Origin of the sequence: Paraplanobispora takensis (genome assembly GCF_016863195.1) — a bacterium.
Classification (GTDB): domain Bacteria; phylum Actinomycetota; class Actinomycetes; order Streptosporangiales; family Streptosporangiaceae; genus Planobispora; species Planobispora takensis.
In genome coordinates this window covers 82,774-105,217 of record NZ_BOOK01000001.1, presented here as the reverse complement: position 1 = coordinate 105,217, position 22,444 = coordinate 82,774, and the positions used below count along the sequence as shown (strand labels likewise).

Sequence of the window (22,444 nt, the reverse complement as noted above, 5' to 3'; positions counted from 1 at the left end):
GTGACCCATGGGAGTCGTCTACGCCACGACCGACTGCGTGGTGGCCTGGTCTCAGGGCCAGTCGCCGCTGTCCAAGGGCGATGTGTGGGACGAGAGGGCCCCGCGCGTGCGGGAGCGGCCGGACCTGTTCTCCTCCGAGCCGACCCGCGTCCGCGGCCGCCAGGCCATTCCCGAGGTCGGCGACGGGCCGCCCGTGGAGACGGCGGCGGCCGCGCCCGGTACGGCCCGCGCCACCAAGCGCCGGATCACCAAGGAATAGGCGGGTGGCCTACATCGAGCTGGCCACGCTGAAGACCGCGCTGGGCGTCACGGACACCTCCCGTGACGCCCTGCTCCAGCAGGCCATCGCCGCCGCGACCTCGTCCATCAACGAGCGGTGCGGCCGGACCTTCGGCCGGACCGGCATGGCCTCGCCGCGGCTGTTTCGTCCCTATGGCCGGGCCACGCGCACCGCGTGTGGGGAATCGCTGGTGGTGGATGACATCGCCACCGATGCGGGCCTGGTCGTGGAGGTCGGCGACGGCACGGCCTGGACGGAGGTCCACGCGAGCAGGCTGGAGACCGAGCCGGACAACGCGCTGGCCAAGGGCCGCCCGGTCACGGCGCTGACGCTGCGCTACTCCTGGTGGAGCCTGTACCGGCAGGTGCGGGTGACCGCCGAGTGGGGATGGCCGGCTGTACCGGACGGCATCGCCCAGGCCACGCTGATCCAGGCGTCCCGGTTGTACCGGCGCAAGGACTCCCCGGAGGGCGTCGCCGGGTCCTCCGAGTGGGGCCTGGTCCGCCTGCCGCACCTGGACCCCGACGTGCGGGCGCTGGTCGACCCCTACCGCCTGCCGGGCTTCGGGAGCGCGTGATGGATATCGGCGCCGTCCGCGACGCCATCGCCGAAGCAGTCCGGAACGCGATCCCGCGCCTGAACTGCTTCGGCTACTGCCCGGACTCGATCCCGGAACCGTGCTTCTACGTCGGCGAGGTCGACATCGACTTCGACCAGGCGTTCGGCCGGGGCCTGGACGAACTCATGGTCACCTGCCGTCTCCTGGTCAGCCGGTCTGACGACCGCGCCGGGCAGGCCGCGCTGGATCGGCATCTGGCCGGGTCCGGCCCGCACTCCATCAAGGCCGCGCTGGAGGCCGCCCGCGGCGCTCCAGGGGAGATGGCGCTCGGCGGCCTGGCCGACGACCTGCACCTGCAACGGGTCCAGGGCTATCGCATGTACCAGGTCGGTGACACCTACTACTACGGCGCTGAGCTGGTCGTCCGCGTCATCGGGGGAGGCTGAGCATGGCCACGCTGGTGCTGCTGGACACGCGCATCTTCGCCGGAGCGGCGGACCTGACCGGCTACGGCAACCGGGTCGAGCTGACCGCCGAAGTGGAGGAGAAGGCCACCACGCCGTTCGGCAACGGCGGCTGGCGGACCGTCCTGGGCGGGCTGTTCTCCACGGCCGTCTCGGCTGCGGGCCAATGGGAAGCCTCCAGCGTGGACCTGCACGCCTGGGCGGACCTGACGGGGCTCTCGCCGAAGCCGTGGACCTTCTGTCCGGAGGGCGCGGACGTGAACGACCTGGCGTGGTTCACGTCCGCACTCCGCACGTCCTACACGCTCGGCGATGCCGTGGGAGAGGTCGCTCCCTGGGACGCTTCGGCGACCGGCTCGGCGCCGCTGCTGCGCGGCCGCGTGGCGCATCCTCCGGGGACGGCACGCACGGCCAGCGGGTCCGGCACGGCGGTCCAGTTGGGCGGCCTGTCGTCGGCTCAACGGCTGTACGCGGCGCTGCACGTCCTGTCGGTGGCGGGGACCGGTTCCCCGTCCATCACGGTCCGGGTCGAGTCCGACGACTCCGCGGGCTTCGCCTCGCCGACCACCAGGGCGACGTCCTCGGCGGCCACCGCATCGGCCGGCCGGGGCCAGTTCGTCTCCGTGGCGGGGCCGGTCACCGACTCCTGGTGGCGCGTCGCCTGGACCGTCTCCGGCACCTCACCGTCGTTCCTGTTCCTCGCGGCGCTCGGCGTCGCCTGACGTCGTGACGTCACGACGCCATGACTTCACAAGGAGGCCACCGTGCCCAAGATGGTGCTGCTCGCCAGCCACCTCACGATCGCCGGGAACGACGTCAGCGACCGGTGCGCCAAGATTGAGCTGACCGCCGAGGTCGAAGAAAAAGACGTCACCACCTACGCCTCCGCGGGCTGGAAGGAAGTCCTGGGTGGCCTCGCATCGGGCACGCTCTCGGTGCGGTTCAAGCAGGACTACGCGGCCGCCGAACTGGACGCGACCATGTGGGCGCTGTTCCTCACCCGGTCGCCGCAGACGTTCGCGGTCCGCGCCGACCAGGCGGCGGTGGGCGCGTCGAATCCCTCCTACAGCGGCCAGGCGCTCGTCAAGCAGTGGAAGCCGCTGTCGGGCAACGTCGGCGACGTCGCCGAGGTCGACGTGTCCTGGCCGACGTCGGGCGCGATCACCCGCACGACGTCCTGATGGAGATCCGCGCCGACGTCGACGGGCTCAAGGCGCTGGGCCGCGCGTTGAAGAAGGACGCGGACGGCAAGGCCCTGCGCCGGGACCTGATCCGGGAGCTGAAGAAGCCGCTGGTCCCTGCGGTCGCCGAGATCAAGGCTGGGCTCATGTCGATGGGCGCCGGCGGCCTGCGGCCCGGCGGTGAGGCCCTACGCACGGCCGTGGCGCGGCGCATCCGGCCCGAGGTCAAGCTGTCCGGGTTCCGCGCCGGAGTGCGGGTGAAGGCCCGCAAGGTCCCGGCGGCGCGCGGGTTCGCCAACGCCCCGAAGCGCCTCAACTCCTCCAAGGGATGGCGGCACCCGGTGTTCGGCCACCGCGACCGCTGGGTGGTCCAGTTCGGCCGCCCCGACTACTTCGATGCTCCGCTGCGCGACCGCCGCGACGACTTCCGCCAGGCCGTGACCGAGGCGATGGAGGCCACGGCCCGGCGCATCACCGACAACGCAGAAAGAGGCTGACCAGAGTGTTCGTCACCTACCGCCCCGAGGACGGAACCGAGCAGCGGTGGACGTTCGACCCCGGCCGGGTCCGGGCGTCGCAGGCCGAGGCGATCGAGAAGCGCGCCGGGGAGCCCTGGGATGCCTGGCTCTTCGCCGTCCAGGCCGGGAACATGCGGGCACGCCGGGTCCTGCTGTGGCACCTGCTCCGCCTCGACCACCCCGCGCTCAAGTTCGAGGACACCCCGGACTTCTACGCGGGCGAGCTGGTCGTGGAGCACTCCGTCGCCGAGCTGACCGAGATCCGCGGCCGCGTCGCCAAGGCCACCCTGCCCGCCGTCCAGCGTGACCAGGTCCTGGCCGCGCTGGACACCGCGCTGGCCGAGGCCCGCCAGCGTGAGCAGGGCACCGAGCCCGAGGGAAAAGCCCGCTCGCTCAGCGCCGCGAGCGCTACGCCTTCGCCATAGCCGAAGTCCTGGGCATCCGCCCGTGGGAGCAGCGCGAGCTGCTGACCGCTGACGAGCTGGTCGCCGCGTGCGACTACATCGACCAACTGAACAGGCGAGCCGAAGAGGCAGCGCAGAGAGCGGGGTGACCTCGTGGCATCGGACACCTCGCTCCTGTTCAACATCCTCGCCAGCTCGAACCTGGGCCCGGTCCTGGACAAGGACGCCGAGGCCACGAACCGGCTCCGGGGCTCCATCGCGTCGATGGCCGGCGGCGGCACGGCGGCGCTGGGCGGCCTGTCGACGGCGATGCTCGGGCTCGGCGTCGTCGGCGCGGCCGTGTTCGCCGGGCTCGGGCTCGGCGTCGCCGCGCTGGGCCTGGGCATCGTTGGGATCGGCGTCGCGGCGGCCGCGCAGAGCGCCCAGGTCAAGAGTGCGTTCTCCGGTCTGGTGGCGGAGACGAAGACGGTCCTGCAAGAGGTCTCCGCGCCGCTGGTACCGGTCCTGACGAGCCTCGCCGCGCAGGCCCGGACTCTGCTCGCACCCCTGGCGGCATCGCTCGGGCAGGCGTTCTCCGCGCTGGCGCCCGCCCTGTCCAGCTTCTTCTCCTCGGTGATCCTCGGTCTGCAACCGGTGATCACCTCGTTCGGGCAGATCGGCCAGGCCGTCGCGCCGCTGATCGTCGTGCTCGGCACGGGCCTGCAACCGGTCCTGGCGGCCGTGTCCGGCGTGCTGGTCCTAGTCGCGCAGACCGCTGCCCAGTTCGCACCCCAGCTCGAACAACTGTTCGTGGGGGTCGGGCAGCTCGTGACCGCCCTCGGCCCGCTGCTGGCCGGGCTGATCCAGCTCGGCGCACCCGTCCTCGGCCCCCTGCTCGGCCTGGTCGCCCAGCTCGTCGGGCAGATCGGAACCCAGCTCCAGCCGATCCTGGCGCAGCTCGGGACCATCCTCGGCGAGGTCCTGGTCTCCCTATCGCCGTTGGTCCCCGCGGTCGGGCAGCTCCTCACCGCGCTGCTGCCACTGCTGCCGCCGGTCGCTGAGCTGATCGCCGCTCTGGTGTCCGGGCTGGTCCCGATCCTGGTCCCGGTGATCGAGCTGGTCGCCCGGCTCGCCGGGCACCTCGTCTCCCTGCTCGTGCCCGCTCTCCAGGCAGTGACAGGCGGCTGGCAGTCCGTCGCCTCCGGAGCCGAAGCGCTGTGGCGAACCGTGACGGGCTGGTGGGACTCCCTGGTCACGTTCGTCTACGGCCTGCCAGGACGGATCGCTCAAGCCGCCTCCGGCATGTGGGACGGCATCGTGAACGGCTTCAAATCCGCGATCAACTGGATCATCGCCGGGTGGAACCGCCTGTCGTTCACCCTGCCCCGCGTGGACATCCCCTACGTGGGCAGCTTCGGCGGCTTCACCGTGGGCGTCCCGCAGATCCCCTACCTCGCCAAGGGCGGCCACATCGTCGGCGCGGGTCTGGCCGTCGTCGGTGAACGCGGCCCCGAGCTCGTCAGCCTGCCGCGCGGTGCCCAGGTCACCCCGCTCCAGCCCGCCGCCGGCCGGGCCGGGGCGGCGACCGTCATCAACGTCACCGTCAACGGTGCCGTCGACCCGATCGCGACGGCGAGGGAGATCGAGAAGGTGCTCAGGAAGTACAGCCGGGAGACCGGCCGCGTCGCGCTGGCGTTCTGATGGCCGAGGACTTCACGGTGGTGGTGGAAGTCGACTTCACCGCGGACGGCACCTGGACGGACATCACCGGCTACGTCCGGCTGGACGACCGGATCACCATCACGCGCGGCCGCGGCGACGAGCAGGCCGAGGTACGGCCCGGCACCCTGTCCCTGGTCCTGGACAACCGGGACGGCCGGTTCACGCCGGGCAGTCCGGCGTCGCCGTACTGGCCGAACGTGAAGAAGGGCCGCCCGATCCGGGTCCGCGTCGTCCACGACGGCGGCGAGTCGACCCGGTTCCACGGCTACGTCAACGAGTGGCCGGTGACGTGGGACGGCGGGACCGCGGTCACCCTGTCGCACGTCACCGCGACGGACGTGTTCAAGCGGCTCGGCAACCTCGCGGCGAAGCGCAGCCTGCTGGAGCTGGAGATGCTGGCGCATCACCCGGACGCCTACTACACGCTGGCGGAGCAGTCCGGGGCGCGGTCGGCCGGCGACTCCTCGGGCAACGGGCGCCCCTCGATGGGCCGCTACCAGTACGGCGGCGGCGGGACGGGAGAGGTGGACTTCGGCGACGGCACCGGGCCGGGCACCGATGGCCTGCCCGCGGTGGTGTTCCGGCCGGAGTCGTCCAGCGTCGGCTGGTTCCTCGCTACGCCCAGGAGCACGACCGCGACCGGTAGCATCGTGCTGGCGTGCTGGATGAACACGACCGTCAAGGGTCGGGTGTTCATGGCGCTGTGGGGCGGCGACAGCATCGCTCTCACGGTGAAGACCAACGCCGCTGACGGGAAACTCAACGTCGCCGTCAGCAACGGCGGAACGGCCACCATCTCCGGAGGGCTGGCCGGCTCGCCGAATCTGGCGGATGGACAGACGCACCTCGTGACGGTGCTCGTCCAGCCGGGCGGGCCGACCTACGCCAGCGTGGACGGCGGTCCGCTGGGAATGGTCGGCAGCTTCGCTCCCAGCCCGGACTTCGGGCCGTGGGTGAACATGCCCGCCTACCGGTGGATCTTCGCAGGAGCCGGGCCGTCCTTCGCCGGGCCGGTCGCGCCGGGATCGCTGTTCGACGGCATCCTGTCCCACCTCTGGTACGCGCAGCGGGAGACGATGCCGGACTGGACGGAAGTTTGGGAAGCCGGGAACCCGGAGACGACCCCGGACAGGTTCGAGCGGGCCTGCCGTCTCATCGGGGTCACCGGCACGACGGTGGGCACCAGCGAGACCGACATCGGCGGCCAGGCCGTCGCAGGCCGGGCACCGATCCAGGTGCTGCGCGACGTCGCCGGGGTCGAGTCCGGTCTCGTCTACGCCTCCCGCTCCGACGCCTCCGTGGTGTTCGAGTGCCGCACCCACCGCTACAACCGGCCGTCGTCGCTGACGCTCACCGCCGACCAGCTCGCCGAGGGCGGCCTGGCCTGGTCCGACGACGACCAGCACCTCGTCAACGACGTCACCCACAAACGGGACGGCGGCGCCGACCAGCGGTGGACCGACATGAGCAGCACCGCGGCTTACGGCACGTACGCCGACGACGTGACCCTGCCCTGGGCCAGCGACACGGATGCGCTGCTCGCCGCTCAGTGGAAGGTGTCCAACGGCGCGGACCCTCCTCCGAGGATCACCAGCGTGTCCGTGGTGGCGAACACGCTGGACACCTACGGCGACGTCCTCGTCCTGGACCTGTCCGACGTCGTGACCCTGACCGGCCTGCCCGCCGGGTCACCGCAGACCGAGACCGCCGTCCATATGGAGGGCTACACCGAGGTCATCGACTACCGCCACCACGCCATCACGTTCAACACCTCGCCCGCGGCGGTCTCGCGGGTCTGGCGGCTCGGTGTCGCGGGTGAGAGCGAGCTGGGCGTGAACACGAAACTCTCCCTGTAGGAGGCGGCCGTGGCCGATCCCGTCAGCCCGGCCACCGGGCAGTTCATCGACAAACCGTTCTGGGACGCCGAGGTCTTCGACCGGTGGGTCGACCTGTACGACTCGTGGGACCTCTACACGCCCGAGTGGACCTCGACCGGTGCGGCCCCGGCCATCGGCAACGGGACGTTGACCGGCCGCTACAAGAAGATCGGCAAGACGGTGTTCTTCCACATCCGTCTCGTCTACGGCACCACGACCACGTCCCCCGCCGGGGTCGTCTGGTACCTGAGCCTGCCGTTCCCTCCCGCCGTCGACAGCGTCGCATCCGCGCGCGGCAACCCCGGCGGCGGCAACCACATCCCGCTGACCGCGTCGCTGCTGACCAGCGGCAAGGCGTGGTTCACCCGCTACGACGGCTCGGCCACCGGCCCGACCAGTCCCGGCACCTGGGCCAACGGCAACAACCTCACGGTGTCCGGCGTGTACGAGACCGCCGCGTAGCACCACCCACCTGCCGCATCGCGCGGCCGCACCTCTGAAGGACGAACATGACCGGCATCGTGGCCCTCGACATCTGCATGGCCGTGGGCCTCCTCACCGGAGGCGCGGCCGCGCTCTGGAAGCTCTTCCAATTCCTCAAGCGCCTGGGCGACGTCTTCGACGACTGGAACGGCGAACCCGCCCGCGAGGGCGTCCCCGGCCGGCCCGGCGTGATGGCCCGGCTCGCGCAGATCGAAGAGCAGCTCCACCCCAACCACGGCACGTCGTTCCGCGACGCCGTCGACCGGGTGGCCGCCAGCGTGGCGCGGCTGGAGGACCACTTCCACGAGCACCTGCGAGAGCACCCGAAGGGATAAACGTTGCCGTACCTGACGCAGCTCGCCCAGGTCGCCCGCCGGACGGGCTACCCGGTGACTGAGGTCAACGGATGGAAGACCAGGGGCCACGGCCCGCAACCAGCGGTGGAGGGCATCGTCTGCCACCACACCGCCGGATGGCACGGCATGCACGTCGTCTGCGACGGTCGGCCCGGCCTGGACGGGCCGCTCAGCCAGTTCTGGCTCCGGCGCGACGGCCGGATCTTCGTCGTCGCCGCCGGACGGTGCTGGCACAACGCACCGTCGACCAGCTCGCACCACGACAACTCCAGCAGCATCGGCATCGAGGCGGAGAACGACGGCCGTACACCGTGGCCGGTCACGCAGCTCGATGCCTTCCACCGGTTGTGCGCCGAGCTGTGCCGGGAGTTCGGTCTGCCCGCGAGCAGGGTGAAGGGCCACAAGGAGGTCAACCGCGGCAAGGTCGACCCGCACAGCATCGACATGGGCGGCTTCCGGTCGACGGTCGCCGCGCTCATCAAGGGCGGCGCCTCGGCCCCGGCCAAGGGCAAGCCGTACAAGCCGCAGGTGGAGAACGGCGCCGTGCCAGGGTTCCGGCGGACGCTGCGCGTCGCCATGCCCCTGGTCGAGGGGAACGACGTCGCCACCTGGCAGCACGGGGCGCGCCGGTTCGTGCCCGGCCTCGCCATCGACGGGCTGTACGGCCCCGCCTCCCGCAAGGCATGCGAGCAGGTCCAGCGCACGGTCGGCATCCCGGTCAACGGCGTGGTCAACGCCGAGACGTGGCTCCTGACATGGATCTGGGAGCCCGGAACGAAGGAGAAGAAATGAAGAAGCCCATCCTGGTCGCCCTGGCGGCCGGCCTGCTCGCCGTCACCGCAGGCGCGGGCGCCTACGCCACGGCGGCCGCCCCGCCGAAGGCCGTGGGAGTGTGCGCGAACACGAAGAACGGCGGCTACGTGCGGATGCTGGAGGCCAAGAACCCGGCCAAGTCCCCGTGGGGCAAGTGCCGCAAGAACGAACAGAAGGTCCTGCTCCCGACGACCACGGGCCTGCCCCGCGGCCTCGACGGCGGCCCCTTCAAGCTCACCACCCCGGCGGGCGCCTGGTCGTGCTCCTGGACGGCCGGCATGAGCACCCTGGCCTGCGTCACGCCTTAACGCCCTGATCGTCCGGCTCCTCAGCTCATCGGGGGTAGCTGAGGGCCGGGAATCCCCCAACGTCCACCCCCTCCCTACCGACCCGCTCACCGAAGGGTGCACGCGGCCCAGGGAGCAGCAACCACATGTCCACCTGGACTCTCCACGACGGCGACGCGCTCGCCGTCCTTCCCACAATCGAAACCGGCTCCGTCGACCTGGTCCTCACCGACCCGCCGTACAACTCAGGCGGCCGGACTAACACCGAGCGAGGCCTCCAGACGACTCGCGGCAAGTACGTCTCCAGCGACGCAGTACACCAGCTCGCCGACTTCCCCGGCGACAACCGCGACCAGCGGTCTTACGCCTACTGGCTGATGCTCGTGCTCGTCGAGTGCCTGCGCACCAGCCGGGCCGGCGCTTCCCTCCTCGTCTTCACCGACTTCCGGCAGGTGCCTGCCACCTCCGACGCTCTTCAGGGTGCCGGGTGGACCTGGCGCGGCATCATCCCGTGGCATAAGCCGATCACCCGCCCGCAGCGGGACGGTTTCCGCCGGGAGTGCGAGTACATCCTGTGGGGCAGCAACGGCCAGCCGTACCGGCACGCCGAGCCAATCTACCTGCCGGGCCTGGTCAAGGGTTCCCAGCCGCGCGGTACCAACCGCAAGCACATCACCCAGAAGCCCGTCGAGGTCCTGCGCGAGCTCATTCGCGTGTGCCCGCCCGGTGGAACCGTGCTCGACCCGTTCGCGGGCGCGGGTTCCACCGGTGTGGCCGCGCTCCTCGAGGGCCGTTCATTCGTCGGCGTCGAGCTGACCCGGCACTACGCCGACGTCACCCGTGAGCGCCTCGCTGAGGCCCTCGCCGGAGTTCAGAGCGATGCCCCGGCCGTACTTCCGGAATCGCCGCAGGAAGCGGCCCCGACCGCTCTGTAACCGCCCGCGCGGCGGTCCCTATCCCAGCGAGGGGACCTCCATGTCTCAGCCCTTCATAGGCCAACTCGTTCACGCACGAGGTCGTCTCGGCATTCGCAACGGCGCTGAGGTCGTCCCCGCGGTCGTCACCCGCGTCTGGCAGCGGGTGACCATCGGCAGCCACGACGTGTGGCTGGTTAATCTCCACGTCTTCCACGACGGTCCGGAGACCGTGTGGCGCTCCAGCGTCTACCTGTTCAACACCGAGGTCGAGGCCCGGTCCTTTCCCGGCTGGAACGCCTGGCGTGTACCAGCCTTCCCCTGATCTGCTCGAACGACCCCGAGGAGGGGCCATGTCCAACGACACCAAGCGCAGCCTGCGCACGATCCTCCAGACCCTCGTCGCCATCGCGATCATCTTGCCTTCCGTGGTCGACGCGGCCGGAATCCCGAGCGCTCTGCCGTGGGTCGCCGGAGCTCTCGCCACGGCTGGTGGCATGGCGCGCGTGATGGCGCTGCCGGGCGTGCAGGCGATTCTGCCGGGCTGGCTGAGGACGGATCAGCCCCAGCGGTAACCACTAACCACCCTGCAAAAGAGGAGCGGCCGTCACACCGAGCCCGCTCCCCCGCGGCCGGCGACCGGGCCGTACCGGTTTGACTTCCCCGGCCACCGGATGGAGGGGGTATGGCCGATCATCGCCCCTCCCCTACGCCCAAGGTAGCGAGGTCTCTGCCGCTTGCTCGATGTCACTCTCGACACGCATATAGTTACCGAGAGTTCTTTGGAGTTCATCGTGCCGACCTCAGTGGAGGGCCTCCTGGGGAGGGATATCGTTGATGAGTTGCCTGCGCAGGGAGTACAGCGTCTCGCGTATTCACCCTGTAGGACGCACCCGGCACATACATGCCGGGCGTACCTGAAAGCGGGTAACCGATAAAAACGCCAGGGCCTTCGGGTCGCCCCCTGTTGACGAGCAAGGAAACCCCCGACTGATGGCAGTGACACAGCAGGAGATCGAGAACCGGTTGTGGGATGCCGCCGACGAGTTGCGCGTGGCGATGCCCGAAGCGCAATACTCCTCCGTCGTCTTCCCGCTGATGTTCTGGAAGTACCTGTCGGACACCTGGGAGCACCGGCACAAGGAGTTCCTGGCCGACAACGAGGGCTTGGCCGGCCTGTCCGCCGAGGAGGCCCATGAGATCGAGTATCGCGACTACCAGTCGTTCGAGATCCCGTTCATCCACCCCGGTACCGTCCAGCAGCGTCGTGCCTCCTGGTCATCCATTCTCGCCACCATCACCCAGGACGGCCTCGGCCAGCGCGTCCGTCTCTCTCTGCAGGGCATCGAGACGGCCAACCCTGACAAGTTCTCCCGCCTGTTCGGGTCCATGGCATGGACCGCCGAAGAGGTGCTGCCGCGGGAGGTGTTGGCGGCGGTCATGCAGGCGATGGACCGCACCCCGAAGATGCACGAGGGCAACATGTCCCACGACGTTCTCGGTGGGGCGTACGAGTATCTACTGAAGCGGTTCTCCGACGGGTCCGGCACCCGCGCCGGCCAGTTCTTCACCCCGCGCGAGGTCGTAGAACTGATCGTCGAGGTCCTCGACCCCAAGGCCAACGAGTCGGTGTACGACCCGACCTGCGGATCGGGCGGCATGCTCATCGCGTCGGCGAACCTCCTGAAGGCCCGCGGCGGGCGAGGCTACACGCTCAAGTTGCACGGGCAGGAGGCCGTACCGGACACCGCAGGTGTGGCACGCATGAACCTCTTCATGCACAACCTCACCCAGTTCCAGGTCGAGGTCGGCGACACCCTGAAGGATCCACGCTTCAAAAAGCCGGACGGATCCGTCAAGCAATTCGATGTGATCGTCGCCAACCCTCCCTACAGCCTCAAGTGGAAGCCTTGGACCAAGGACCCGCGTGCCATCGGCGGGGTAGCTCCGCAGTCGTCGGCGGACTGGGCATTCGTGCAGCACATGATCGCCAGCATGGACCCGAAGAAGGGTCGCGCCGGCGTCGTCCTACCGCACGGCGTCCTGTTCCGCGGCGGCCAGGAAGCAGCCATCCGCCAGCGCATGCTGGACGACGACCTGCTCGAAGCGGTCATTGGTCTGCCCGCCAACCTCTTCTATAACACCAGTATCCCCACAACGATCCTGGTGTTCCGCGCCCCTGGCACCAAAGCCCCGGAGCGGCAGAGCGGTGTGCTGTTCATCGACGCCTCCAAGCGGTTCGCCAAGGCCAAGAACCGCAATATCCTCACCGACGCCAGCATCGCCGACATCGTCACCGCCTACCACTCGAAATTCGACGCTGACGGCAACCCGGTGGATCCCGACGGAGACGGCGGACTCGCAGTGCGGTTCGCCCCCACCACAGAGATCGCGACAAACGGGTACGACCTGAACATCGGGCGGTACATCAAGCAGGCCGCCACCGAACGGGATGACCTCGGTACCCTCATCGAGGCCTACAACCTCGCTCGAGCCGAGCGGCAGAAGACCGAGCAGCGCATGCTCGCCGCCCTCGCTGATGCTGGAATCGAGGGCTTTGATGAGTGAATGGCAGTACGTCCCTGCTGGGAAGATCGCGCGCCAGCGGCGGGAGATTGTTCATCTGGAGCCGGGGATCGAATACCGCACGATGGGTGTGCGGTGGTACGGCAAGGGTGCCTACGACAGAGGGGTCGTAACGACTGAGACAGTCAAAGCCAAGTCTCTCTACCAGGCGCGGGAAGGAGACTTCACGTTCAATCGGATCGACACCCATAAGGGTGCATTCGATGTCGTCTCCGCCGATCTTGATGGGGCCCTAGCAACGAACGAGTTCCCCCTCTACGAAGTGAACGAAGAGGATGTGGACGCCCGCTTCCTGCTCCTCAACTTCCAACAACCAGAAGTTTTGCGACAGATCAGCGCTATGCGTGCAGGCTCCGAGGGGCGTGCTCGATGGAAAGAAGCTGACTTCGAGGCGTGGATGGTTCCAGTGCCGCCATTGTCGGCGCAGGAACGGATCGTCGATATCATCAGTGTGATAGATGCGCAGGCCTCAGCACTCAACGTCGAGGCAAGCAGCCTCCTTCGAGTTCGTGATGCCGCTCTGGGAGACATGCTCTCCCATGGTGGCGAAGGATGGCGGTCTGCTCCTTTGGCGGAAACCGGAACGCTCACCCGCGGCCGCCGGTTTGTGAAGAGCGACTACGTGGATTCAGGCCTGGGATGCATCCATTACGGTCAGATCTACACGGACTATGGGGCGTCGGCTACGCGCACGATGACCTACCTGCCTGAGAGCTTCCGCGGTTCAATGCGTCTGGCGCGACCCGGTGATGTGGTAATCGCGGGGACAAGCGAGAATGTCGAGGACGTCGGCAAGGCTGTCGCTTGGTTAGGTGATGACGATGTGGCCGTCCATGACGACTGCTTCATCTTCCGCCATAATCTTGACCCGAAATTCGTCTCGTACTTCTTCGCCTCGCCCCTATTTCAGCACCGGAAGCGTCAGTTCACGAGCGAGACCAAGGTAGTCCGCATCTCCGCCACGAACCTCGCGAAGATCATTATACCAGTGCCTCCTCGTGATGATCAGAAGCGCATCTCAGAGATGGCCGAAGCAGTGGATATGCAGGTCATCGCCCTCCATACCGAAGCGGAACGCCTCCGTGAGGTCCGGGCGGGGCTGCTGGCGGGGTTGTTGAATCGCACCATCGACATCGAATCCGCTTAGTTGGAGGTCTGAGTCGTGGCGAAGGGCATTCGGGAACGCGAGTTCCAGAACCTGATGATCCAGTGGTCCCTCCCCATGGGCTGGGCCTTCACAGCGGGCCGGTTGTTGCCGCGTGAGATGACGCAGACGGTGGTCGTCGGCGAGCTGCGGGACGCCATCGTCCGGCTCAACCCTGGGGTGATCGGCGGGTTCGACGTGGATGCGGTGGTCGAGGAGATCGTCGCCACGGTCAACGCCGTCGAAGGCGGGCCGGTGCGGGCCAACGAGCAGGTGCTGCGCCTGCTGCGCGGGCGCAAGGAGTTCCGGGACGCCGACGGCGTGTGGCACGCCCTGAAGGTCATCGACTTCGAGCAGCCGACCGCCAACACGCTGGTCGTGTCGGACGAGGTGACCATCACCGTCCCCGGCAAGACCTCCCGCCGGTTCGACCTCGTGTACTGGGTCAACGGCATGCCCCTGGTGGTGGTCGAGGTGAAGTCCCCGACCGCGAAGTCCGGGTGGGCTGACGCTGCCCGGGAGATCAACGACGTGTACGCCACCGAGTACCCATGGTTCTTCACCCCCAACGTGTTCGCCGTCGCCTCCGACGGGCTGAAGCTGCGGTTCGGTGCGGTCGGAGCGCCCACGAACCTGTGGCAGCCGTTCCGGTCCACCGCCGACGATGAGAACCTGTCCGGTCAGGCCGACGTGCAACGCTCCATCGAGCTGCTGCTCAACCCGGCGACTGTCTTGGACATGCTCGCCAACTTCGCCCTGTTCGACACCTCCGGGGGCGGGGTGGACAGGAAGTACCTGCCCCGCTACCCGCAGATGGAGGCCGCCCACTTGATTCACGAGCGGGTCCTGGGCGGCGGGTCGAAGGGTCTGATCTGGCACCACCAGGGGTCCGGGAAGACGCTGCTGATGGTGTTCGCCGCCTCGCTGCTGCTGTCCGACACTCGTACCGAGTCGCCCACGATCATCCTGCTGTCGGACCGGACCCAGCTCGTCCGCCAAACCTCCGGGGTGTTCACCTCTGCGATGGGCAGCTCCTACTTCCACCAGCCCGCCACCAGCGCTGAGCTGCGGGCGCTGCTGGCCGACGACGTGCGCGGTGTCATCTCCACGACCGTCCACAAGTTCGCCGACGCCGGCAAGAACCTGTCGATGCGGGACAACATCATCGTGCTGGTCGACGAGGCGCACCGCACCCAGTCCGCCCAGTCGAAGTCCCTGGCCGGACAGATGCGCGCAGCGTTGCCGCACGCGAAGTTCTTCGGCATGACCGGCACCCCCGTCCGCAACCTCGCCACCGACACCTTCGCCCTCTTCGGCGAGGAGGGCGACCCGGGGCGGGTGCTGCACCGGTACTCGGTGTCCCGGTCCCTGCTGGACGAGGCGACCGTCCCAGTCATGCTGGACCCGCACCCGGTCGCCTTCGAGATGAACGATCAGGCGTTGCAGGCCGAGTTCGACCGGTTCGCCGACGACTTCGACCTCGACGATCCCGACCGTGAGGCCCTGTCGCGCAAGTTCGGGCGCCTCACCTCGGTGTTCAGCAACCCCGACCGCATCCACACGGTCTGCCAGGACATGGTGGACCACTACCTGGCCGGCGCCTACCGCAACGGCCTCAAGGCCCAGGTCGTCGCCTTCAACCGTGAGCTGGCCGTGGCGTACACGGACAAGATCAACGAGTTGCTGGCCGGGTTCGAGGCATCGCAGGTGCTCGCCGAGGTCGGCAAGCATGAACGGATCACCGCCGAGGTGAACATCTCCGTCTCCGACTCCAAGGACGAAGACCCCGCCCTGCGCCGGTTCCGGCTCTCGGAGGCCGAGGAGGAGGAGCAGAAGCGGCGGTTCCTCGCCCCGGACGACCCGCTGTGCTTCCTGGTGGTGACCGCGAAGCTGATGACCGGGTTCGACGCCCCCAACGAGGGCGTCCTCTACCTGGACAAGCCGCTGAAGGCCCACACCTTGTTCCAGACGATCACCCGCCCGAACCGCACCTGGGTGTCCCCGGCCGGGTTCGTGAAGACCTCCGGCGTGGTCGTGGACTACGTCGGCCTGGCCGAAGAGGTCCAGCGGGCCGTCGTCGACCCCACCGCGGCGGGGGCAGGCAAGGGCGGCGGGTTCGTCACCGACGTGTCGGAGCTGGTCGCCGAGTTCCGCACCGTCTTCGCCCGCATCGAAGACCTTTTCGCGGACGTGGACGACCTGGACCTCAACGTCCACGGGTACGAGTCCGTGCGCGCCATCAACGTCTTCCTGGACGCACACCCGGGCTCCGCCGAGGTGTTCACCAAGGACTACCGGCTCCTGGCCCGCCTGTATCCGCTCATCAACACCGACAGGCGGGTCACCAAGTATCGCGACGGGTTCGCCCTGTTCGGGTCGGTGTACACGACCCTATTCAAGAAGTCCTCTGAGGAGGAGAGGAAGGAGCGGCTGAGCGAGCTGGGGCCGATGGTCCTGGAGATCATCAATGCTCACGTCCACTCCTTCTCCGTGGTCGCCTCCCAGGAGGAAGCCCTCGTCCTGGACGCCCAGGGCATCGCCATCCTCAAGGAGCTGCTGGCCCTTGTCCGCCCCAAGCCAGACAAGGACGACGTCGAGGACAAGCGGCCGCCGTCCGCGGCGGAGATCCTAGAGCACATCAAGGCCGCCCTCGAAAGGGATGTCGAACCGGGGTCGGTGAAGTACACCGCCCTGGCGGAGCGGATCAAGCTGCTGCGGGACCGGATCATCCAGAATGCCCAGGATGCCCTGGAGTTCCTGGCCGAAGCACTGCGGATCGCCCGCGCAATCGTGGACGCCGGCAAGCACCCCAACGAAGCCGTCGTGCTGGACGATGACCACGTGGGCGTCTTGTCGCGGATCATCCACGACCACGCGCCGTCCGGACTCACCGTCACAGAGAGGAACCTGGCTGAGGAGATCGACCAGGTGGTCACCCGTACCCTCGCCCAGTCATGGGACAACGCCGACGCTCGCAACCGAGGCGTCCGACGAGCCACCGCCGCGGTCTTCCGCCGGTACATGTTGAAGCCGGTGGGAGAGCCGTACGACTCCACCGTCGCCTACATCGAAGCCCACTACCTGGTCGACTGACGAACGGAGCCGGCAGGGGGCTCGCGCCTCGCGAGCAAGGATGTCCAAATGTTCCGGAATCTGTTGGGGCGCGTCACCCGCGGGCGAACGCCGCCACGCCTTCTTCCGAGGCGGCCTGACAGGCGACCATGATCTTCTCTGCGTCCTCGGCGGTGTGCCCGCCCGCAATCAGCCGCAGGATCAGGTCCAGTCGCTGACGGTCCACCGCCGCCGCTGGTCATGATCACCTACATGACCGAGCACACTGTGCGGCCGAATCTGCCGCTCGACCGGCGATAGTTATCTCTGATCATCTGCAGTCCCGCTTACTCTTCGGAGGCGAGCGGGGCCGCTTCGTCGTGTCCGGGGCTAGGCGGATCGTGCGTGAGCACGTCGGCAGGATGCGGGTCCTCTACCGGCTCGACCTGGCTGATACCCCACGCGAAGTCCTTGTCACGTGTCAGGACTGCAGCCGTCTCACCAGCCGAGAATGCCTCGGCCTTGCCATACAGTCCCAGACCACGCCGTTCTTTAGAACCACCGGCTCGCCCGTGGATGAAAAAGACTCGCTGCTGCCCTATTCTCGCAGGCCAGCCCTTCAAAGCGATTCTCATCCTTCAGCTTCGCGAAGCGAGATGAAAAGCACTTACCAGAACATGGCTATCCGTGACTGCGGCCAAACATCTCTTGTCATGAGCGACAAGAGACAGTTAGCATCGTCCCACCCAGCACAAAAGGATCAAGCAAGGAGGGGTTTGGGAAAGCGACGGAGGAGCGGATCCTACTACAAGGTGAACAGTAAAGCCACAGGCGGGCGCACCTGCCAGTAACCCCCGCCCGTGGCTACATCAACTCGATGCGAGGAGCAAGTTTAACCCATGCTACGAAGAAGAGCCAGCCTAGTCGCGACCGCCTTTGCGGTAATGATTAGCACGATGGCACTGGTGATGCCCTCATCGGCGCAAGCCTTGCAGATGTCAGCACATGGCGCGAGCATTCAGTCGCCCATCCGCGTGGTCATCGACGCCAGCAACTCTAAAGATATCACGAACTTGGCCTCCGGAAGGAAGGCCCTGGACAGCTACGCACAGAGAGTAGCTGGCAGAGGCTTCGGAGAAGCCGCTTCACAAATGCGTGCCGGCCAGTATCGGGTCCTCAGCGTAGACACTCGGAAGATTCTACCAAACCCTAAGTGTCGTCGCGGTACCGAGACTGTAATATTTCCAAAGGAAACCACGCAAGTACGATACGTCAGCGGGCCACGTTCCGCCGAGGACGGTACCGACCCTTGCCTGATCACTGTGGAATGGGACGACGCCGGTCCCGATCAAAAGGCACAGGATGACCCCCAGTCGGCCGATGGAGCTGTAGCCGCACTAGCAGAGCCGTATATCGAGATGTATCACAGCTACTGCGCTGCAAGAAAATATGAAACAACATGGTGGCAGGAGCCGTGTTATAAGCGATTTGTTCTCAAGAATGACGGGAATAGTTCATGGAACTATTACTCTTTCGAGGCATGGAATGTCTGCCGCTCAGATGATCCCGACGTACCCGGCACTCACTACCTCATCTCCTGCGGCCGCGGCCAAGAGGCTGGAGCGGACTCTCCGCCACTCTATAGCGTAGATTACGCACCCCAGCAGGGTAGCTATGGGAACTGTCGCCCAGTTAGTGTGAATGTCGAACTGGGACTTAGTCCATGGACTGTGGGCGGATCGTACACGCACTGCGATGAGCTGCGGGTGTACGACTATCCCGAGGCCGGCAAGATGAGCACATATTTTAAGGGTCAAACTGACCAGCAGCGCGTGACACGGCACCAGGTTTCCGTGAGGGTCGGCCAGAATAATGGTCGACCCACGTGGAGCAATTGGTTCAATGGAGAGACCTGCGCCTTCGCTTGGGAAGACGGCTGGTGCTACTAGAAAATATCGATGCGTGACCATTGCAGGGACGGCTGCTCACCGGGCTATCCGTCCCTGCAGTGAGGCGTATCGTTCGGTTGTGTCCCGTAGAGTGGTGTAGTTCCAGACCGGTTTGGTGCTATCTCGGGACCCAAGGGGGCCATCGCGTGAGTCTCTGCGTGGACTGTCAAGTCGCACGTGGGGAAAGGACACACGATGGCCCTTTGGATCAGTCTGTGTTGTTAGAGCTTCCGGAGGCACTCCAAGCCTCCGAGAGAACCGATTGGGTATGGCAGGCGCCGAAACGATCTATCAGGAGCGCCGATCGAAGCGGAACTAACCGCGGTGATCAGATTGGCATCCGGCCATCGACGCCCTGGAAGCGAAGTATCCAGCCATACATTTGGAGGCTTCGCGAGGGCCTACTGCCCCATGCCGCCTTCCCACGCGAGGTCTGGAAGCAGCCCTGGTCCAACGATCCAGGGACCGTTGAACAAGGAGATCAGCCGCCGCAGCGGCGTGGTCGGCATCTTCCTCTATCTCGAGGCGCTGCTGTGCCTCCCGGTGCTTTCTTGATCGAAGTTCATGACGAACCGATCCTAAGAAGGTGGTGCATCCTGAACTACTCACGGCATAGTGTAAACAGCAGAACCCACGCGAGATGAGCTACGCCACCTCGCGGGACGTGACCCACTGTTCAACGAGGTGCGATTACTGCCATGATACCCGTAAGACCTGTACTCATAGTCACAGTAGCCTCATTGCTAGCCGCGGGGTGTACACACTCAAGTCAGTCCACAAGTCCGCAGACCTTCACTCAAGAGATGGCTGAGGGTGTACTGACTAAGGTCGTGAATGGCGTCGCTCAGAATGGTGTTGTAGATTTTTGTAAAAGGCATGTCCGCAGTACGGAGAATTGCGACGCCCTTCTCCAGGATGCGCTGCAATGGTGCCTAATACCAGGCGACACACCCAACATCACGCGAGCGGCCTATATTGCGCCGAGGGATAACACCGAGGGAGGATGGCTTCTAGAAGTTAAAGGCCACACCTTGGACAGACAGGCCTTCACTTCAGAGTTTTTCGTCGTCCGCCCAGACGGGGAATCAGCACAAGCATCTGTCGGTATTTACTGGACTGGCCAAGGCCTCGAAGGATCACCCTTTGGGCCTAACAACACTCTCATACCACAGAATGCATGCCCAGGCAGCCCACCTCGCAACCGTTGAGTTCGACCGCCAACCTCGATTCGTCAAGGGCCCATTTCGGAGGGCTCATGAGGCGACGACCAAGGCGGCTTCGGGGGAAAGATGCGGGGCAGGCTCCATGCCGTGCAGCCGTACCACCATCTGCGTAGCCAGCGCATACGGCAGGATCGCGAACTCCTCCCAGCCAACGAACACGTTGCGCTCGCCCGCGAAGACCGCTTGCCCACCCGGGCCCGGCTCGTACAGGTCGGCCAGCACGCCAGCGAACTCGACGCCGCCCACGGTGTAGACGGTCGCGGACTTGCGCAGCTGCGGGCAGAACCGCAGGGAGGCGGGGATGCACGCCGGGCACGTCGGTGGCGCGTTGGTTAGCCCGCCGGCGGACTCCGTGGCGCGGAACCCGGTCTCGGTGATCACCCACCACAGGCGGCCGGTGGCCGGGTCGGTAGCCGGGCCCGCGCACACCTGACACAGGTGCCTGATCATGCACTGCCACTGGCGGTGGCGGTTCAGCATCCGCCACATCACCTCGCCCCGCTGATGGGTGCGGATGCGGGCCAGCAGCACGCCACGGGTCCAGTCCGAGCGCGGCCGCGGGGCCCGGTGGGACAGGCGCAGCATCCCGGACATGGGGTCCTCGGCGAAGCTCAGCCGCTGGGGGACGGCCTCGCCGGAGTAGGCCAGCACGTAGGGGACGGGGATCTCTGGGCTGATCATGCGTGCTCCGCTTCGGCGAGCTGGCGGCACAGCTCACCTGCGTTCGGGTCGTGCAGCGTGCGTGCGCAGCTGCACTCGGCTCCGGTGCAGGAGCACCGCTGGGTGGCGTACCAGGTGCCGTGGGCGTGCCAGATCGTCCAGGGTGGGAAGGACCGACCGATGCAGTCGGCGAGCATCGCCTGTTGCTCGTCGGGGAGGAGCGGCGCGGGCCGTCTCGGGTCGCTACCTCCAACGCCCGGCCCGCGCCCGCTCATGGCTGGCCTCGCCAGGTCCCGACGCCGCCGATGATCTGCGGGGTCGGGTGGTGCAGCTCGTGGTCGGGTCGCCACTGCGAGACCGCGATCACGCCCGGCTCATTGAGGTCGAGCCCGGAGAACAAGGCGCGGATCTGGCGGTAGGGGCGTGGCGTGATCGGGGTGTCGGTGTCGGCCAGGACCCGCGCCAGGTGCTTGCCGGCGGCAGGAGAGAGCCCGTCGAGGCACAGGTGCGTGAGGACGAGTTTGCTGCCCGGGGCGAGTTCGGCGCTGAGGTCGGCCACGATCGCGGCCGGGTCGCCGGTGAAGTGCAGCACATCGACCAGGAGCACGATGACCGGCCGGTCGAGGTCGAGCAGGTCGCGCACGGCCGGGTCCGTCAGGGCGGTCTGCGGGGCCTGGAGGTCGCCGGCCACCGCTGTGGTGAGGCCATCTACGGCCAGCAGTGCGCGAGCGTGCGCGAGCACCATCTGGTCGTTGGAGACGTAGACGGTCCGGGCGTCCGGGGTGAGTGCGGCCGCGATCTCGTGAATGTTCCGGGAGCGGGGCAGGCCGCAGCCCAGCTCCAGGACCTGGGTGACGCCCTCGGTGCTGATGATGTGGCGCACGGCGCGTTCGGCGAACTCGCGCTGCTCGCGCAGGCCGGTGGCGACCGTGGGAAGGATGTCCTTCATGCGGTCGGCGGCGATCCGATCCGGTGGGAAGTGGCTCTTTCCGCCGGTCAGGTACTCATGGATGCGGGCCCAATTCGGGGTGAGGGGATCGAAGGCGCCCGCAGGGGTGGCAAGGGAGCGCATGCCTGACGGTAGAAATCCGCTGGTCAGCGACTCAACGAGGTTGCTGCGCTTTGCTTGTGTTCTCCTTCCTGGGAGCTCACTCAGATTGATCAAGCAAATCCGAGCAAACTCCTTGTACGGCTGCACGTGCCCAAGCACACTCAAGCAATACCGCTGCCCATGATCGAGAAAGAGACCGTCATGGCCCTTCGATTCCTCGGCAAGGATCCCAACAGCCCCGATGGCGAATCCGCGACGGTGTGGGAGGACACCGAGACCGGCGAATACGTCCTGCAGGGCTACGTCAGGAACGACCCGGCTGCGCTCGCCGAACTCGGCCCCACTCCCGAGGGAGAGATCCGCATCCGCTGGCCCCGGCAGATGATGCAGTTCTTCCCGGAGGTGAACGGTGGTCGAGCGGACGCTTGAGCAGTACCTGGCCGCCTGCACCCGCTCCGCGATCCACCTGGAGATGCGCGACGGCTACACGCTCAACGATCCCGCCTACCACGCCTGGCAGGCCGGCCACCGTATCGACCTGAACGACCGCGCCTCCTGGTGGCGGCCGTGGCTGCAGAACATCGTGAACGCGACCGCCCGCGGCGTCGTGATACGCCGTGCCCGCATCGTCTCGGAGCCGGTCAGCTCCTACATCCGCTACGAGTACGACGTCACGGTGCCCAACGTGCGCGCCGGGGAGCAGGTGCGCTGGCTTCCCCGGCGCCGGGCGACCGATCTGGCGTTGCCCGGTAACGACTTCTGGCTGTTCGATGAGGAGGTGCTGCTGGTCCACCACTTCAGCGGGGACGGCGACAAGGTCGACTCCGAGATCATCACCAAGCTTTCGGTGGTGGGATTTCACGTAACGGCGTTCGGGGCCGTGTGGGAGCGCGCGATCCCCCATGACCAGTACCGGCCCGAGTGAGCAGGTACTGGCGGGCCC

25 protein-coding genes are annotated in these 22,444 nt (G+C 67.1%); 21 read left to right on the top strand and 4 right to left on the bottom strand.

The features are described from left to right. Positions 1–7 precede the first annotated feature (7 nt). The 19 genes from Pta02_RS00525 to Pta02_RS00435 all read left to right on the top strand — a co-directional run bounded on the left by Pta02_RS00525 (position 8) and on the right by Pta02_RS00435 (position 16,660). A complete protein-coding gene (locus Pta02_RS00525) occupies positions 8–259 on the top strand; it encodes a hypothetical protein (protein WP_203872599.1) in 252 nt (83 codons plus the stop codon). Positions 260–263: 4 nt separating this feature from the next. Further along, positions 264–857, top strand: coding sequence for a phage head-tail connector protein (locus tag Pta02_RS00520; protein WP_203872598.1), 594 nt, complete (start codon positions 264–266; stop codon positions 855–857). Continuing rightward, positions 857–1,285, top strand: a complete 429-nt coding sequence (locus Pta02_RS00515; protein WP_203872597.1) for a hypothetical protein — start codon at positions 857–859, stop codon at positions 1,283–1,285. The genes Pta02_RS00520 and Pta02_RS00515 overlap by 1 nt, the downstream gene beginning before the upstream one ends. 2 nt (positions 1,286–1,287) lie before the next feature. After that, positions 1,288–2,025: a hypothetical protein gene (locus Pta02_RS00510; protein ID WP_203872596.1), complete on the top strand. Its 738-nt coding sequence runs from the start codon at positions 1,288–1,290 to the stop codon at positions 2,023–2,025. Positions 2,026–2,076: 51 nt separating this feature from the next. Further along, on the top strand, positions 2,077–2,484 hold the full coding sequence (locus Pta02_RS00505; protein ID WP_239129265.1) for a phage tail tube protein: 408 nt from the start codon (positions 2,077–2,079) through the stop codon (positions 2,482–2,484). Then, positions 2,484–2,981 carry a hypothetical protein gene (locus Pta02_RS00500; protein WP_203872594.1) on the top strand — a complete coding sequence of 166 codons (498 nt, stop codon included), beginning with the start codon at positions 2,484–2,486 and terminating at the stop codon, positions 2,979–2,981. Before Pta02_RS00505 ends, Pta02_RS00500 begins: the two co-directional genes overlap by 1 nt. 5 nt (positions 2,982–2,986) lie before the next feature. After that, entirely contained in the window at positions 2,987–3,427 is a 441-nt protein-coding gene (locus Pta02_RS00495) for a hypothetical protein (protein WP_203872593.1), read from the top strand. 132 nt (positions 3,428–3,559) lie between these two features. Next, positions 3,560–5,086 carry a phage tail family protein gene (locus tag Pta02_RS00490; protein ID WP_203872592.1) on the top strand — a complete coding sequence of 509 codons (1,527 nt, stop codon included), beginning with the start codon at positions 3,560–3,562 and terminating at the stop codon, positions 5,084–5,086. Beyond that, complete coding sequence (locus Pta02_RS00485) at positions 5,086–6,963, top strand: hypothetical protein (RefSeq protein WP_203872591.1); 1,878 nt, start codon at positions 5,086–5,088, stop codon at positions 6,961–6,963. The genes Pta02_RS00490 and Pta02_RS00485 overlap by 1 nt, the downstream gene beginning before the upstream one ends. A gap of 9 nt (positions 6,964–6,972) precedes the next feature. Next, positions 6,973–7,446, top strand: coding sequence for a hypothetical protein (locus tag Pta02_RS00480; RefSeq protein WP_203872590.1), 474 nt, complete (start codon positions 6,973–6,975; stop codon positions 7,444–7,446). 47 nt (positions 7,447–7,493) lie between these two features. After that, entirely contained in the window at positions 7,494–7,802 is a 309-nt protein-coding gene (locus Pta02_RS00475; protein ID WP_203872589.1) for a hypothetical protein, read from the top strand. Between the two features lie 3 nt (positions 7,803–7,805). Continuing rightward, positions 7,806–8,615 (top strand): peptidoglycan recognition protein family protein, encoded by an 810-nt coding sequence (locus Pta02_RS00470; protein WP_203872588.1) that lies wholly within the window; start codon positions 7,806–7,808, stop codon positions 8,613–8,615. Beyond that, the gene (locus tag Pta02_RS00465; protein ID WP_203872587.1) at positions 8,612–8,944 is read left to right on the top strand and encodes a hypothetical protein; all 333 of its coding nucleotides are present in this window, start codon (positions 8,612–8,614) and stop codon (positions 8,942–8,944) included. The genes Pta02_RS00470 and Pta02_RS00465 overlap by 4 nt, the downstream gene beginning before the upstream one ends. 125 nt (positions 8,945–9,069) lie before the next feature. After that, positions 9,070–9,858 (top strand): DNA-methyltransferase, encoded by a 789-nt coding sequence (locus Pta02_RS00460; RefSeq protein WP_203872586.1) that lies wholly within the window; start codon positions 9,070–9,072, stop codon positions 9,856–9,858. A gap of 40 nt (positions 9,859–9,898) precedes the next feature. Next, a complete protein-coding gene (locus Pta02_RS00455) occupies positions 9,899–10,162 on the top strand; it encodes a hypothetical protein (protein ID WP_203872585.1) in 264 nt (87 codons plus the stop codon). Between the two features lie 28 nt (positions 10,163–10,190). Then, positions 10,191–10,412 (top strand): hypothetical protein, encoded by a 222-nt coding sequence (locus tag Pta02_RS00450; RefSeq protein WP_203872584.1) that lies wholly within the window; start codon positions 10,191–10,193, stop codon positions 10,410–10,412. Between the two features lie 418 nt (positions 10,413–10,830). Beyond that, positions 10,831–12,405 (top strand): type I restriction-modification system subunit M, encoded by a 1,575-nt coding sequence (locus tag Pta02_RS00445; RefSeq protein WP_203872583.1) that lies wholly within the window; start codon positions 10,831–10,833, stop codon positions 12,403–12,405. Beyond that, the gene (locus Pta02_RS00440; protein WP_203872582.1) at positions 12,398–13,570 is read left to right on the top strand and encodes a restriction endonuclease subunit S; all 1,173 of its coding nucleotides are present in this window, start codon (positions 12,398–12,400) and stop codon (positions 13,568–13,570) included. Before Pta02_RS00445 ends, Pta02_RS00440 begins: the two co-directional genes overlap by 8 nt. Positions 13,571–13,585: 15 nt before the next feature. Further along, positions 13,586–16,660: a type I restriction endonuclease subunit R gene (locus Pta02_RS00435; RefSeq protein WP_203872581.1), complete on the top strand. Its 3,075-nt coding sequence runs from the start codon at positions 13,586–13,588 to the stop codon at positions 16,658–16,660. A 73-nt stretch (positions 16,661–16,733) separates the two neighbouring features. Here the strand turns inward: Pta02_RS00435 and Pta02_RS41755 are convergent, their stop codons facing one another. From Pta02_RS41755 to Pta02_RS00420, 4 genes are all read right to left on the bottom strand, one after another. Further along, the gene (locus tag Pta02_RS41755) at positions 16,734–16,865 is read right to left on the bottom strand and encodes a hypothetical protein (protein ID WP_275423542.1); all 132 of its coding nucleotides are present in this window, start codon (positions 16,863–16,865) and stop codon (positions 16,734–16,736) included. A gap of 2,955 nt (positions 16,866–19,820) precedes the next feature. Continuing rightward, the gene (locus Pta02_RS00430; protein ID WP_203872580.1) at positions 19,821–20,471 is read right to left on the bottom strand and encodes a hypothetical protein; all 651 of its coding nucleotides are present in this window, start codon (positions 20,469–20,471) and stop codon (positions 19,821–19,823) included. Beyond that, positions 20,468–20,647 (bottom strand): hypothetical protein, encoded by a 180-nt coding sequence (locus Pta02_RS00425; RefSeq protein WP_203872579.1) that lies wholly within the window; start codon positions 20,645–20,647, stop codon positions 20,468–20,470. The genes Pta02_RS00430 and Pta02_RS00425 overlap by 4 nt, the downstream gene beginning before the upstream one ends. Before the next feature lie 74 nt (positions 20,648–20,721). Next, complete coding sequence (locus tag Pta02_RS00420; RefSeq protein ID WP_203872578.1) at positions 20,722–21,522, bottom strand: SAM-dependent methyltransferase; 801 nt, start codon at positions 21,520–21,522, stop codon at positions 20,722–20,724. 159 nt (positions 21,523–21,681) lie between these two features. Between Pta02_RS00420 and Pta02_RS00415 the strand changes: the two genes are divergently transcribed. Then, positions 21,682–21,930: a 3'-5' exonuclease family protein gene (locus Pta02_RS00415; protein WP_203872577.1), complete on the top strand. Its 249-nt coding sequence runs from the start codon at positions 21,682–21,684 to the stop codon at positions 21,928–21,930. Next, positions 21,911–22,426, top strand: a complete 516-nt coding sequence (locus Pta02_RS00410; RefSeq protein ID WP_239129165.1) for a DUF6879 family protein — start codon at positions 21,911–21,913, stop codon at positions 22,424–22,426. The genes Pta02_RS00415 and Pta02_RS00410 overlap by 20 nt, the downstream gene beginning before the upstream one ends. Positions 22,427–22,444: the final 18 nt, after the last annotated feature.

Bases quoted from the DNA above. Each gene is read 5' to 3' on its own strand.
- Pta02_RS00460 (WP_203872586.1), top strand. From the start codon at position 9,070: ATGTCCACCTGGACTCTCCACGACGGCGACGCGCTCGCCGTCCTTCCC.
- Pta02_RS00420 (WP_203872578.1), bottom strand. From the start codon at position 21,522: ATGCGCTCCCTTGCCACCCCTGCGGGCGCCTTCGATCCCCTCACCCCG.
- Pta02_RS00510 (WP_203872596.1), top strand. From the start codon at position 1,288: ATGGCCACGCTGGTGCTGCTGGACACGCGCATCTTCGCCGGAGCGGCG.
- Pta02_RS00430 (WP_203872580.1), bottom strand. From the start codon at position 20,471: ATGATCAGCCCAGAGATCCCCGTCCCCTACGTGCTGGCCTACTCCGGC.
- Pta02_RS00455 (WP_203872585.1), top strand. From the start codon at position 9,899: ATGTCTCAGCCCTTCATAGGCCAACTCGTTCACGCACGAGGTCGTCTC.
- Pta02_RS00465 (WP_203872587.1), top strand. From the start codon at position 8,612: ATGAAGAAGCCCATCCTGGTCGCCCTGGCGGCCGGCCTGCTCGCCGTC.
- Pta02_RS00425 (WP_203872579.1), bottom strand. From the start codon at position 20,647: ATGCTCGCCGACTGCATCGGTCGGTCCTTCCCACCCTGGACGATCTGG.
- Pta02_RS00445 (WP_203872583.1), top strand. From the start codon at position 10,831: ATGGCAGTGACACAGCAGGAGATCGAGAACCGGTTGTGGGATGCCGCC.
- Pta02_RS00415 (WP_203872577.1), top strand. From the start codon at position 21,682: ATGATCGAGAAAGAGACCGTCATGGCCCTTCGATTCCTCGGCAAGGAT.
- Pta02_RS00505 (WP_239129265.1), top strand. From the start codon at position 2,077: ATGGTGCTGCTCGCCAGCCACCTCACGATCGCCGGGAACGACGTCAGC.
- Pta02_RS00525 (WP_203872599.1), top strand. From the start codon at position 8: ATGGGAGTCGTCTACGCCACGACCGACTGCGTGGTGGCCTGGTCTCAG.
- Pta02_RS00500 (WP_203872594.1), top strand. From the start codon at position 2,484: ATGGAGATCCGCGCCGACGTCGACGGGCTCAAGGCGCTGGGCCGCGCG.
- Pta02_RS00475 (WP_203872589.1), top strand. From the start codon at position 7,494: ATGACCGGCATCGTGGCCCTCGACATCTGCATGGCCGTGGGCCTCCTC.
- Pta02_RS00515 (WP_203872597.1), top strand. From the start codon at position 857: ATGGATATCGGCGCCGTCCGCGACGCCATCGCCGAAGCAGTCCGGAAC.
- Pta02_RS00485 (WP_203872591.1), top strand. From the start codon at position 5,086: ATGGCCGAGGACTTCACGGTGGTGGTGGAAGTCGACTTCACCGCGGAC.
- Pta02_RS00440 (WP_203872582.1), top strand. From the start codon at position 12,398: ATGAGTGAATGGCAGTACGTCCCTGCTGGGAAGATCGCGCGCCAGCGG.
- Pta02_RS00450 (WP_203872584.1), top strand. From the start codon at position 10,191: ATGTCCAACGACACCAAGCGCAGCCTGCGCACGATCCTCCAGACCCTC.